Origin of the sequence: Brevibacillus brevis, assembly GCF_001039275.2 — a bacterium.
In the GTDB taxonomy this organism is placed as follows: domain Bacteria; phylum Bacillota; class Bacilli; order Brevibacillales; family Brevibacillaceae; genus Brevibacillus; species Brevibacillus brevis_C.
In genome coordinates this window covers 1,565,872-1,578,658 of the sequence record NZ_CP030117.1, presented here as the reverse complement: position 1 = coordinate 1,578,658, position 12,787 = coordinate 1,565,872, and the positions used below count along the sequence as shown (strand labels likewise).

General features: G+C 51.5%; 11 protein-coding genes. 2 read left to right on the top strand and 9 right to left on the bottom strand.

Annotation, left to right across the window (positions count from 1 at the left end; all coding sequences use genetic code 11):
• Nucleotides 1-89 precede the first annotated feature (89 nt).
• Nucleotides 90-1,121 (top strand): sporulation integral membrane protein YtvI, encoded by a 1,032-nt coding sequence (gene ytvI / locus AB432_RS08105; RefSeq protein ID WP_048031835.1) that lies wholly within the window; start codon nt 90-92, stop codon nt 1,119-1,121.
• A 60-nt stretch (nt 1,122-1,181) separates the two neighbouring features.
• On the top strand, nt 1,182-2,426 hold the full coding sequence (locus tag AB432_RS08100; RefSeq protein WP_048031834.1) for a pyridoxal-phosphate-dependent aminotransferase family protein: 1,245 nt from the start codon (nt 1,182-1,184) through the stop codon (nt 2,424-2,426).
• A 36-nt stretch (nt 2,427-2,462) separates the two neighbouring features.
• Here the strand turns inward: AB432_RS08100 and AB432_RS08095 are convergent, their stop codons facing one another.
• The 9 genes from AB432_RS08095 to AB432_RS08055 form a co-directional block, all read right to left on the bottom strand.
• A complete protein-coding gene (locus AB432_RS08095) occupies nt 2,463-3,782 on the bottom strand; it encodes a (Fe-S)-binding protein (RefSeq protein WP_053079557.1) in 1,320 nt (439 codons plus the stop codon).
• On the bottom strand, nt 3,775-5,190 hold the full coding sequence (locus AB432_RS08090) for an FAD-binding oxidoreductase (protein ID WP_048031832.1): 1,416 nt from the start codon (nt 5,188-5,190) through the stop codon (nt 3,775-3,777). The genes AB432_RS08095 and AB432_RS08090 overlap by 8 nt, the downstream gene beginning before the upstream one ends.
• Nucleotides 5,191-5,217: 27 nt before the next feature.
• Entirely contained in the window at nt 5,218-6,126 is a 909-nt protein-coding gene (gene murQ / locus AB432_RS08085; protein ID WP_048031831.1) for an N-acetylmuramic acid 6-phosphate etherase, read from the bottom strand.
• Between the two features lie 44 nt (nt 6,127-6,170).
• Entirely contained in the window at nt 6,171-7,139 is a 969-nt protein-coding gene (locus tag AB432_RS08080; protein WP_048031830.1) for an ABC transporter ATP-binding protein, read from the bottom strand.
• Nucleotides 7,136-8,110 (bottom strand): ABC transporter ATP-binding protein, encoded by a 975-nt coding sequence (locus tag AB432_RS08075; protein WP_048031829.1) that lies wholly within the window; start codon nt 8,108-8,110, stop codon nt 7,136-7,138. Before AB432_RS08075 ends, AB432_RS08080 begins: the two co-directional genes overlap by 4 nt.
• 18 nt (nt 8,111-8,128) lie before the next feature.
• Entirely contained in the window at nt 8,129-9,349 is a 1,221-nt protein-coding gene (locus AB432_RS08070; RefSeq protein ID WP_048031828.1) for a serine hydrolase domain-containing protein, read from the bottom strand.
• A gap of 25 nt (nt 9,350-9,374) precedes the next feature.
• Nucleotides 9,375-10,208: an ABC transporter permease gene (locus AB432_RS08065; RefSeq protein WP_048031827.1), complete on the bottom strand. Its 834-nt coding sequence runs from the start codon at nt 10,206-10,208 to the stop codon at nt 9,375-9,377.
• A gap of 15 nt (nt 10,209-10,223) precedes the next feature.
• On the bottom strand, nt 10,224-11,165 hold the full coding sequence (locus tag AB432_RS08060) for an ABC transporter permease (RefSeq protein ID WP_048031826.1): 942 nt from the start codon (nt 11,163-11,165) through the stop codon (nt 10,224-10,226).
• A gap of 72 nt (nt 11,166-11,237) precedes the next feature.
• Nucleotides 11,238-12,773: an ABC transporter substrate-binding protein gene (locus tag AB432_RS08055; RefSeq protein ID WP_048031825.1), complete on the bottom strand. Its 1,536-nt coding sequence runs from the start codon at nt 12,771-12,773 to the stop codon at nt 11,238-11,240.
• Nucleotides 12,774-12,787 lie beyond the last annotated feature (14 nt).

Sequence of the window (12,787 nt, the reverse complement as noted above, 5' to 3'; positions counted from 1 at the left end):
TCATTGGGCTCGTTGTATTCGTTTCTGGAAAAATGATAAAATAAGGGAATCAGTTTACAGCGATTTTTCATTCAGAATGGAGCGCAGTCATGACGATACGGAAAATGATCATCCTGCTACTGGTTTTGGCAGTCGGGTTGTTTCTTTTACCTTACTCCGTCCCCTTTTTGCTAGCACTGTTAACAGCAATTCTGGTTGAGCCCCTCGTCTTGTTTCTTATCAAAAGGCTACGAATGAATCGGATGAGTGCGGTAATCGCATCCTTTTTTCTTTTCCTCATTTCTTTTGGGATCGTACTGTACTGGATCGGCACGCAGATCGTGATTCAGGGAATTGATTTGGCTCAGCGATTACCTGCTTTTTCGCAGCATATTTTTGAGTTGGTCGAGTCCTATTTAATGAGCTGGGAAACTTACTATGAATCGCTACCTGCCGAAACCGTCTCGGAAATCCAGAGTGTCTTCGCTGGGCTGAAAAGCTGGGCGCTTACTTCAGCCTCTACGGTTGCCAAAGGCATTCTCGGTGTGGCAGCCATCGTTCCGGGCTTTTTGATCTCGACAATTATTTACTTGGTTGCCTTGTTTTTGATCAGCCTCGATTTGCCGAAGTTGCGTGCTGGGTTCATGAGAATGTTCACGGTGTCTGCTCGTGAAAAGGTCGAGGTGGTTATCTCTCAATTGAACCGTGCCACCCTTGGGTTTTTACGTGCGCAAATCATCTTGAGCCTAATGACGTTCACGCTGTCCTTTTTGGGATTGCTCATTTTGCAGGTCAAATATGCAGCCGTCATTTCGCTCATGATCGTTTTCGTCGATATTCTCCCCATCTTGGGCGCAGGCTCGTTCCTCGTCCCGTGGGCTATTTACAACTTCTTGATGGGCAACTCTTATTTGGCAATCGGCCTGATCGTCATCTTCCTGGTAATTACGGTCGTCCGCCGCATTATTGAGCCCAAGGTACTCGCATCTAATCTGGGAATTAGCGCCCTGGCCGCACTTGTCAGCTTGTTCCTCGGATTTCAGGTGATGGGATTTTTCGGGCTGATACTCGGTCCAGCGCTCGTCATCATTTACGAGGCGCTGCGGAAAGCTGGTTTCTTGCATTTCAAAATAGATTTTTGATGGGCACAAAAGATCGGTAGTGCTACGGCTGTAGATATAGATAGAGCTGGGGGAGAGCTTATGAGTGCATACAAAGAACTGACCACTTCACACCGGACAATCATGACGCCAGGGCCCGTCGAGGCCGAGCCTAGTGTTCTTCGCGTGATGGGTTCACCCATTTTGGGACAATTCGATCCAGAATTCACGAACATCATGAACGAAACAATGGAGATGCTTCGGAAATTGTTTCAGACATCCAATCATTGGGCATTCCCTATTGATGGCACCTCCCGGGCGGGCATTGAAGCCGTTTTGTGTAGCATAATCGAACCAGGAGATCGGGTGCTTGTACCCATTTATGGACGATTCGGGCACTTGCTTACGGAGATTGCGGAAAGGTACGGCGCAGATGTGATTACGATGGAAACGCGCTGGGGAAGTGTCTTTGAACCGCAGGACGTCATTGCCGAAATCGAGCGGGTTCAGCCCAAAATCGTAGCAATGGTTCATGGCGAAACATCCACCGGATGTGTTCAGCCTTTGAAAGAAATCGGAGAAGCTTGCCGCCAGATGGATGTCCTATTTGTCGTCGATGCTGTCGCTTCGATTGGCGGAACAGAAGTGATGGTAGATGATTGGTATATCGACGCATGTATTGGCGGCACGCAAAAATGCTTGTCTGTCCCCTCTGGGATGGCTCCTATCACGTTTAATTCTCGTGTAGAAGCACTCTTGCTCCAACGGAAAAAAATTGAGCGTGGACTCGCTGATCCGTCTGCTCCGAAATCTGCTCAAACCCGAACGATCCGCAGCAACTATTTTGACTTGAGCCAGCTCATGGATTACTGGGGACCTTCGCGGCTGAACCACCATACGGAGGCGACAACGATGCTGTACGCCTTACGCGAGGGTGTGCGCATTGCCCTCACAGAAGGTCTGGAAGCGAGATTCGCCAGACATCGCTTGCATGAACAAGCCTTGGTCGCTGGTGTATTGGCGATGGGATTGCAGCTCTACGGCGATCCGAGTTGCAAGCTTCCTGTCGTGACCTGTATCAAAATTCCTGACGGGCTGGACGGAGAGTCAGTCCGCAACATGCTGCTCGAAGATTTTCATATTGAAATAGCCAGTTCCTTCGGGCCGCTAAAAGGGACCATCTGGCGGATTGGCACAATGGGCTACAGTTGCCGGAAGAAAAATATTTTGCATGTGCTAGGGGCGTTGGAAGCAGTTCTCATCCGGCATGGAGCCCGCGTACACGCAGGGCGCGCCGTTCAAGCCGCTCTGGATATCTACGATCAGGAAAAAGCACAAAACAGTTAGCCTCTCTTAAGCGGAAAAAGCCCTTGTCATCCCCACTCACTCTGGGGTAGACAAGGGCTTCTCTTCCTGCTGTACACGCGCCAATAAATCGACGATGTGCACGGCCTCCATCTTTCCTTCCAGTCCAGCTCGATGAATGCCTGCTTTCATTTGCAACAGACAGCCTGGATTCGTGGTCACGAGAATATCTGCTTGGGTAGCCGCTACATGACTCATTTTTTCATCCAAAAGGCTCCCGGCCATCTCAGGCTGCACCAGGTTGTAAATGCCCGCAGAGCCACAGCAGCGATCTCCCTCGCGGAGCTGTACGTATGTGGCTCCCGGAATGGCTTGCAGCAGGTTCACTGGTTCTTTTGTCACCTTCATCCCGTTGCGCAGGTGACAGGAGGACTGATAGGTGATCCGTTGTGGCAATGACTGCCATGCTTTTGGCTCGACGAGGAGTGCAAGCACCTCGCTAATATCCTTCACGCGTGCTGCGAACCATTGTGCCTTCTCTTGCCACTCGGCATCTTCCGCCAGCAAATGGTCGTATTCCTGTAGCATTGCCCCGCAACCACCTGCATTGGATACAATGATATCCACGTCAGCCTTGTGAAAAGCAGCCACATTTTTTCTTGCCAGATGGCGAGCCTGTTCACGCTCACCGCTATGTGCATGGAGAGCACCGCAGCACACCTGGTCTGGAGCGATGATGACCTCACAGCCTGCCTCACTGAGAAGCCGCACGGTGTTGCGATTTGTCTCATGGAATAAAACATCCATGATGCAACCGTGAAACATTCCTACACGATACTTGCGCTCGCCTACGGCTGGAATCACCGTGCCACCGAAAAAGTCCACGATACCCTTCCCAGATGCTTCAGGCATGATCGCTTCCATTTCCCGCATTTGCTTAGGCAGGATGGACAACACCCCCAGCTTGCGAACGGCTTTTTGCACACCTGAGCGCTGATAGAAGCGCAAGAATCCACCGAGCTGGTACATGCGCTTCTGATAAGGAAACAGGTGGAAAAACGCGAGCTTGCGGACGGCTTTGACCCACCATGGATGCTCCTGCACCTCTTCGATCGCTTCTCTCGTCTGCTCGATTAGCTGACCGTACGGCACACCTGCAGGGCATACCGGCTCACATGCTCGGCAGCCGAGACACAGATTCATTTGGTCGACGAAATCTTTGTCCGGCTCCATGACGCCGTCTGCTACGGCTTTCATCAAGGCAATGCGACCTCGTGGAGAAGCTGCCTCATAACCTGTTTCCCGAAAGGTCGGACAGGCTGGCTGACAGAAGCCACAGCGCATACAGTTGGACAATTCATCGTAATCGAGTTTATTTACCAAGGCTTCTTTAAGCACGCTGGACCACCACTCTGTTCCGGGACTGTTTGGCAAACATCTTGTCAGGGTTCAGGAGATTGTGAGGATCGAAAGCGTGCTTGATGCCTTTCATGATCTCCATACCTGCGGCTCCTACTTTCCACTCCAAATACGGTGCCTTGACGATCCCTACGCCATGCTCTCCCGTAATCGTTCCGCCCAATTCGATTGCCGCCGCGAAAATTTCCTCGAAGGCATGCTCGACACGCTCGATCTCTTCCGTGTTGCGAGCGTCTGTCATGCAGGTCGGATGCAAATTGCCGTCTCCTGCATGGCCAAAGGTACATATTTGCAGTCCGTAACGCTCTGTAATCTCTTGGATCGCGGCGACCATCGGCGCAATTGCGGCACGAGGAACGGTTGCGTCCTCCAAAATGGTCGTCGGGCGCATCCGTGACAATGCGGCGAGCGCACTGCGTCTGGCAGTCATTACCTCATCCGCTTCCTCCGCTGTCGTCGCTACCTTGATTTGGACGGCATCATTCTTCTCGCAAATCGCAGCGATCCGCTCCATGTCCCGATCGACCGTCTGCGGCTCTCCGTCCTGACCGATCAGGAGAATCGCCGCCACATCTGTCGGAAGCCCGATCTGTTTGAAATCCTCGACAACACGGATCGTGCCCTGATCAAGAAATTCAAGCGTGCCGGGAATGATGCGATTGGCAATGATATCAGAAACAGACCTCGCCGCCTGTGCCATATCGGCGAACATCGCCAGCATAACCCGCTGTGTCTGTGGCTTCGGAATCAGCTTGAGAATAGCCTCGGTAATGATCGCCAATGTGCCCTCGCTACCGACCAAGAGCTTCGTCAGATCATAGCCCGCCACATCCTTCATCAGCTTGCCCCCGGTGCGGATGACCTCACCGTTCGGTAACACAGCTTCGAGACCCAGCACGTAATCCTTGGTTGTTCCATACTTCAACCCGCGCAGTCCACCCGAATTAAGCGCAATATTCCCGCCAATCGTGGAGATGACCATGCTGCCTGGATCGGGTGGGTAAAACAAACCGAGTGCCTCTACCGCCTGATGAATGTCGACCGTTCGGACTCCTGGCTGCACCGTTATCGTCAAATTTTGCTCGTCAATCTCTACGATCTGATTCATCCGGCTCAACACCAGGACAATTCCGCCCCCGACTGGTATCGTTCCGCCGCATAGATTGGAGCCTGCTCCACGCGTCACAATCGGGATGTGATGTCGTGCTGCAGCTCGCATGACCTGTTGGACTTCGGCTGTGCTCTTCGGCATGACGACCACATCCGGCAATGCTTGCTGCATTGGTGTCGCGTCATACGAATAGGCGACTAATGCTTCCTGTTTGTCGAGACAGTTTTTCTCTCCGACAATGGCACGCAGCTCTTCACGAATGGATTCTGGCAACATGGAATCTCCCCATCCTTTCCCAAAAACTTAGTCCAACTGCTGAATAGCTTCCCTGATTCTCCCATTGGTAACATTCAACAAACGAGTGGCCTCTTCCCTGCTCGATCCGGTCAGCTTCATAATAATGGCTGTCTTCGCATCACCGTCTGCCTGATCAGCCAATTGCTCCGCTTCCTCGTAACTCGCTCCGGTCACTTCCATGATGATCCGCTTTACTCGTTCCTTCAGCTTGAGGTTGGTCGCCTGCACGCTGACCATCAGATTTCCGTACACTTTGCCCAAGCGAATCATCGTCGCTGTCGTCAGCATGTTCAGCACCAGCTTTTGGGCCGTTCCTGCCTTGAGCCTCGTCGATCCGGTCAATACTTCCGGTCCTACGACGACATTAATCGCTACATCTACTCCTTCATTGATGTACGATGGCTTGTTGCAAGAGACAGCAATTGTCTTGGCTTCGATCTTCTGTGCCTCTGCCAAAACACCGAGTACATAAGGAGTCCGTCCACTGGCTGCGATACCTACGACCACATCCTTTTTGGTCACGCCGTATTTATGCACATCTTCTTGGCCTAATGCAAAAGAATCCTCTGCTCCTTCTACCGCACGTACCATTGCGGATGGTCCGCCTGCAATCACACCCTGAACGAGCTCAGGCTGGGTACCAAAGGTCGGCGGACACTCGGACGCATCCAATATCCCTAAACGTCCACTCGTTCCAGCACCAAAGTAAAACAGTCTTCCGCCCTTTTCCAATGCGTGTGTGATAACCTCTACTGCATCGGATACTTGATCGAGGACGCGCTCTACTGCATAAGGAACTTTCTTGTCTTCATCGTTCATCATTTGTACAATGCCTCGGGCACTCAATTGATCCAAATCACTACTGCCCTCGTTTTTTCCTTCAGTCGTCAATGCTTGCAAGTTCTCCAGATTCATGCTCTATCGAACCTCCTTTTCAATCTTACTACCCCATGCTCACTTCATGACTGATCCATATGGCAAGTGACAAAGTGCCCTGCTGATACCTCGCTAGCCACAGGAGCAACCGTTTTGCAAATGTCCATACAATGGCGGCAACGCGGATGGAATGTGCAGCCAGACGGCGGATTCGCTGGACTAGGCAGGTCTCCCTCCAAAATGATCCGCTGGGTCGTCAAATGGGGATTCGGTACAGGCACCGCTGATAACAGTGCTTGTGTATAGGGATGTGTTGGTTTCTCATACAACGATTGTTTATCCGCTACCTCCACCACTTTTCCGAGATACATAACCGCTACCCGGTCCGAAATATGGCGGACGACACTCAAATCATGCGAGATAAACAAATACGTCAGATTGAACTCCTTTTGCAAATCTTGCATCAGGTTCAAAATTTGTGCCTGAATCGACACGTCCAGAGCAGACACAGGCTCATCGGCCACAATCAGCTTCGGGCGCAAAATCAGTGCCCTTGCGATTCCAATCCGCTGGCGCTGACCACCGGAAAACTCATGCGGAAAGCGATCCAACTGCTGCTTGGAGAGGCCGACGATCTGGATCATCTCCTCGACTTGCTTGCGGCGTTCTACTGAATTGCCGATGCCATGAATGATGAGTGGGTCCTCCAAAAGCTGTCCGATTGTTTTTCGCGGGTTCAGCGAGGCAAACGGGTCCTGAAACACGAGCTGCATGTTGCGTCTAGCCCGGCGCAGCTCTGATTCATTGAGCTTGCGGATATCCTGTCCTTCAAAAAAGATTTCTCCATCAGTCGGCTCAATCAGACGAAGGATGCATCGTCCTGTCGTGGACTTCCCACAACCCGATTCGCCTACGATGCTGACAGTCTCACCCGGATAAACAGTCAGGTTGACTCCGTCGACGGCACGGACGACTTTCTCCTTGCCGAAGAATCCTTGCTTGCTCGTGAAATGCTTGGTCAATGATTTGACTTCCAGCAATGGTTGCCTCATTGCACGTCCTCCTCGCGATACAGCCAGCAGCGGCACTTTTGGTTATCTGCGACAGGCGTAAGCTCTGGGTTTTTCTCGCGGCAAATATCCATGACTTGTGAGCAGCGCGGTGCAAAACGACATCCCACAGGCATTTCGCTCAAAAGAGGCACCGATCCCGGAATCGCATCCAAACGCTCTTGGTTGACACTGACAGAAGGCATTGATTTCAAAAGCCCTCTCGTATACGGATGCTTTGGCTCGTCAAACAACTGCTTGACGTCGGCTTCCTCTACGATTTGACCTGCATACATGACGATGACGCGATGACACATCTCCGCCACGACTCCCAGGTCATGTGTGATAAGCAGGATGGAAGTGCCTTGCTCTTGCCGGACTTTTTTCATGAGCTCCAATATTTGCGCCTGAATCGTCACGTCCAACGCCGTCGTCGGTTCGTCGGCAATCAAGAGCTTGGGTGCACAAGACATCGCCATCGCAATCATCACACGTTGACGCATCCCGCCTGACAATTGGTGCGGATAGTCGGAAATGATTTCATCGGCACGCGGAATCCCGACTTCTTTCAAAAGCTCGATCGTCCGTCGCTTGGCTTCCTGTTTGGACAGTCCGAGATGCCGACGCAAGGGCTCGCTGATCTGTTTGCCGATCGAATGCAATGGGTTGAGCGAAGTCATCGGCTCCTGAAAAATCATCGCGATCTGATTGCCGCGAATCGTCTGCATTTGTTTATCCGTAAGTGAGAGCAGCTCCTTGTCTTGAAAACGGATGCTCCCGGTCATCTCCACATTCCGTCCCAAGAGCTGCATGATGGACATGCTAGTCACGCTTTTTCCACATCCGGATTCACCGACCACACCGACGGTTTCACCAGGCTCTACAGAGAGACTGACACCCTCGATCACGGTCAGCTTTTTGCCTGCTTGGATAAAAGAAGTTCGCAAATCATCAATCGTAAGCATTGCTGCCATGAGTACTCCCCCTTTTTATCAGGATGTGCGGTCAGGTTTGATTACAGAAAATAATCGGTTATGGTGAGCGGTCCGCCACGCCCCAATCAATGGGCTTGCGACAGGATGCACGCGGTTTGTCAATGTAATCAGTGTCACATCTCTCATAGGGTCCGACCAGATCGACGTTCCTGTAAAGCCGGTATGCCCAAAGGCGCGTTCCGAAACAAGGTCTCCCCCACTGCAACCTGCGGCAAGCTGTTCTAGGGAACCGCCAGTCGGGGAAATGATCCACCCCAATCCTCTGCGATGAATCGAATGGTCTGTGAGTGAGCGAGTAGCCAAGGCACACAGCGTCGGATCAAGCTGTACGGAAGCCTTCCCACTCGTCCAAATCTGCATGTAGCGCTCTGTATCAGCCAAGGTGGAAAAAAGTCCGGCGTGCCCGCTGACACCTTCCAAGCCATAGTGGGCGTTGCAATCGTGAACAGTGCCACTAATAACGCCTTCTCGCCAACCGTATCCGGTCAAAGCTTGCTGCCATTCCAGTGCCAAAGGATTTCTGGCTTCTGCCAGCTCCGATATGAAAGTCACAGCCATCTCTTGTTCAAAGGCATTGCCCTTCTCCGTAGCAGCAATGTCCATTCCTTGCAGACGTGATTGTTCCAGCGGCAAGTAGCTCGTATGAAGCATTCGACTCGGTTGAAAAATCAGTCGCTTCGAAAGTGCGTCCAGTTCCTCGTCCCAGATGCGCTCCAGTAAAAAGCCCAACAGCATGAATCCCAAATCGCTGTACACAACGCTACGCCCTGGGTCATCCAGCATCGACTCGTTTGCGATCAACCGCAAATAGTCCCCCCGATTTCTCCCCAGCAAAAAGTACGGACGCCATGCAGGAAGTCCTGATGTATGTGTGAGCAGGTGAATGATTTTGATCTGCCCTTTGCGTTCCTGATCGTGGGCGCTCGTCAATTCTGGCAGGTAGGTCGTCACGGAGTCAGTCAACGACAGCTTGCCTTCCTGCACACTGATGAGGATGAGCGGCAAGGTCACCATCACCTTGGTCAAAGAGGCCATATCGTACAGCGTTTGACTATGAACCGGCCTTCCATCGTGTTCATCGCTTGTTTTTCCCATGCAGACTGTCACAGCAGGCGCATCTTTTCGCAGCAGGCTGACAGCGCCTCCCGGAAAAATGTCCTGATGAATCCCTTGCGCCAGACTGGACTCCATTCGTTCTCTGATCTGTTGCTCGTTCATTCGTTCTCACCTCTGCCTATCGTTCCTATTTCCCACGATGACGCGGGTCGAGAATATCACGGACGGCATCCCCAAACATGTTGCATGCAAGAATCGTCACCGTCATGGCAATACAGGGCCAGATGATCATGCCCGGAGCCAGCTCCATGTAGCGGCGCGCCTCTGAAATCATTCCGCCCCATGACGGGTCTGGCGGCTGAATCCCCAAGCCCAAAAAGCTGAGGGCCGACTCTGTCAGGATCGCACCTGAAATCGCCAGAGATGATTGAACCAGCAGCGGTGCCGTTACATTCGGAAAAATCTCCTGAAACAAGATACGCGGTGTACTCGCACCGATGGCACGAGCGCTTTCTACATATTCCAAACTTTTGATAGAGAGAACCGCTCCCCTCACCGTCCGGGTGAAGATCGGAATGTTCACGATCCCGATAGCCATGATCGTGTTAAAAGTTCCTGGTCCTAATGCGGCAACAATCGCCAGCGCCAGCAAAATTTCCGGAAAAGCAAACAGAACGTCCATACAGCGCATGATAAAACCGTCAATCCAGCGCCCGAAGTAGCCAGCGATCAAGCCAAACAGCGTACCAAAAACGGCGCTGACAAGAACGGCAGAAAGCCCGACAACCAGCGATACGCGCGCACCGTGGATGATGCGGCTCAAAATATCACGACCAAACTGGTCTGTACCTAGCAAAAACTCACCCGAGCTGCCTTCCATCCGATGATCCTGAAACATCTGTGTCGGGTCATGCGGAGCCAACACCGGAGCCAGCACTGCCGTCAAACAGAGCAACGCCAGCAAAATGGAGCAGAAGACGGCTGTCTTATTCGCCAAAAAACGCTTTCGAAATGTGCTCATGTCGCATTCCCCTTGTCAATACTTGATACGTGGATCAATCCAGGTATAGATCAGGTCGATGAGCAGATTGACCAGGACAAACACCAGAGCGACGAACAAAACGCCTCCCTGTACAACCGGATAATCCCGCTGATAAATTCCTTCCAGAATGTACTGGCCCAAACCAGGAATCGAGAACAACTGCTCGACGATCACGGACCCGCCCAGCAGGTAACCAATCTGCATACCTGCGATCGTAACGATCGGGATCGAAGAGTTGCGGAACGCATGGCCCATGACGATTGTCCACTTACTGTTACCCTTGGCCCGCGCTGTCCGAATAAAATCTTTGTCCATCGTTTCCAAAAACGCAGAGCGTGTCATCCGCATCACGCCAGCAGCCACCACAATCCCCATCGTTGTTGCAGGCAGTATGAATACTTTGAACGCCTCGATCGGATCATCCCAGAAGTTCACCACATCAATAGGCGGGAACCAGTTGAAATAAAGCGAAAAACCGAGCAAGAGCAGGGTCCCTATGGCAAAGTTCGGCACCGAAATGCCTAACAATGTAAACACACGAACCACGATGTCTGTTTTGGAATGAGCGCGAATAGCCGAGAGAATCCCGAACGGAATCGCGAGTACCCACCCAATCAGAACGCCAAATACAGTCAGTTGCATGGTGATGGCAAAACGCTTGAGAATTTGGGGCAAAATCTCTTCTCCTGTGTGGACCGATACGCCAAAATTCCCTTGCAGGATTCCTGTGACCCAATGCAGGTACTGGTTAATCAACGGCTGATCCAGCCCCATGCTTTTATTCAACGCCGCAATTGCTTCCGGTGTGGCATTCGTTCCTAGCATGATGGAAGCTGGATCGCCCGGCACCAGATGCAGGATCGTGAAGATCAAAACAGATATGCCAAACAGGATGGGAATCAGGCTGGCGACACGTTTGATTAGATAAGATCCCACGAGTTTCCCTCCATATTTAGAAACTTGGCTCCGCCTAACCTCTGGCGGAGCCTTCATCACACGTATGCTACATTACTTGATCGAAGTCTTGATCAGCGAGTATACTTCGCCCGCTGCGGACGGCGTGAAATCGATGTTGTCACGAACCGCGTAGTAATTTTTCGGAGATGCCAGGAACAGGTTTGGTGCATCTGCTACCAGCATGGTTTGTGCTTCGTCATACAGCTTTTTGCGCTCACTCTGATCTACGGTCGTCAGTGCTTTTTGCACCAGCTCATCGTAGGCAGGGTTGGAGTAGTTCCACACGTTGGCTGAACCAGTTGTCGAGAAGAAGAAGCGCATGGAACGGTCAGCATCTACACCAGAAGTGTTGCGCCCTACCATCAAGTTCATGTCCTTGGATTTCCACGTATCGATGTAGTTCCCCCACTCAAGCTGGTTGATCTTCGCATTGATGCCGATTGCTTTGAGCTGTTGTTGAATCACTTGTGCCGTTTCTACCATATCTGGGTAAGTTGCTGCTGTTTCGATTTGGGTCTCGAAACCGTTTGGATAGCCCGCTTCCGCCAGCAATTGCTTCGCTTTTTCTACATCTGTTTTGTAGGTCGGATAAGTAGCAGGGTCCAAAGCCGAGTTGGTCAACGCAGGAGCGATCGGACCAGTCAGAGTCGCTTCCCCTTTCCAAACAGTCTGGATAATTTGGTTACGGTCAACGGCATAGCTGATCGCTTCGCGCACTTTTGGATTGTCAAAAGGCTTTTTGTTTACATTAATACCCAGGTAACTGTACTCCAGGGATTGGTAGTTCTTGATCTGTACGCCTGGCTTGCCGTCCAAAAGCTTCGCAGAATCAGCAGACACCATGCTGATGTCAACTTTACCGGAGCGAATTGCAGCGAGTCGCTCCGCCTCGTCCTTCATGATTTGGAACTTGATGGACTCTACTTTTGGCAGTTCTTTATTGAAGTAATCCGCATTTTTCTTCAGCAGGACATATTGTCCCGACTCACTTTTTTCCATTTTGAATGGACCGGTACCAATTGCTTCCTTGGTCAGATCAGTGGAGCCTGCTGGCACGATAGAAGCATAGGCACTTGCCGTATTTGCAACGAATGAGGCATCCGCATTTTTCAATTTGAAGACAACCGTCGTTGGATCTTTCACTTCAATTGCTTCTACACTGGAAAAATACGATTTCGCGATCGAACCCGTGTCTGGGTTCATGATTCGCTCAAAGCTGAATTTTACGTCATCTGCCGTCATGTCTTTGCCATTGTGGAATTTGACGCCTTTTTGCAGGAACATCGTGACCGTTTTTCCGTCTGGCGCAATCTCCCACTTCTCTGCCAGGTTCGGTACGATGTTCATGTTCTCGTCCAACTTGGTCAGGCTATCGTAAATGAGCGCATAGACGCGCACACTGGATGCCGCCGGAACTTTATGCGGGTCATAGCCCACTGGCTCTTGCTCGGCAGCCACAATCAGTTCTGTTTTTGCTTGTCCTTCTGCTGACTTGCCTTGCTCTGCGGGTGCTGTTCCTCCACCAGAACAAGCGGAAAGCACGAGAGACAATGATAGGAAAAAGCCTGCCAATACTCGTTTTTTCACGATGTTACCTCCTT

What these genes read in the sequence shown, in the direction of transcription:
- murQ (WP_048031831.1), bottom strand. Translation starts at nt 6,126, where the DNA reads ATGAATCTGGAGAACTTGCAAGCATTGACGACTGAAGGAAAAAACGAG.
- ytvI (WP_048031835.1), top strand. Translation starts at nt 90, where the DNA reads ATGACGATACGGAAAATGATCATCCTGCTACTGGTTTTGGCAGTCGGG.
- AB432_RS08065 (WP_048031827.1), bottom strand. Translation starts at nt 10,208, where the DNA reads ATGAGCACATTTCGAAAGCGTTTTTTGGCGAATAAGACAGCCGTCTTC.
- AB432_RS08090 (WP_048031832.1), bottom strand. Translation starts at nt 5,190, where the DNA reads ATGTTGCCAGAATCCATTCGTGAAGAGCTGCGTGCCATTGTCGGAGAG.
- AB432_RS08080 (WP_048031830.1), bottom strand. Translation starts at nt 7,139, where the DNA reads ATGAGGCAACCATTGCTGGAAGTCAAATCATTGACCAAGCATTTCACG.
- AB432_RS08100 (WP_048031834.1), top strand. Translation starts at nt 1,182, where the DNA reads ATGAGTGCATACAAAGAACTGACCACTTCACACCGGACAATCATGACG.
- AB432_RS08070 (WP_048031828.1), bottom strand. Translation starts at nt 9,349, where the DNA reads ATGAACGAGCAACAGATCAGAGAACGAATGGAGTCCAGTCTGGCGCAA.
- AB432_RS08075 (WP_048031829.1), bottom strand. Translation starts at nt 8,110, where the DNA reads ATGGCAGCAATGCTTACGATTGATGATTTGCGAACTTCTTTTATCCAA.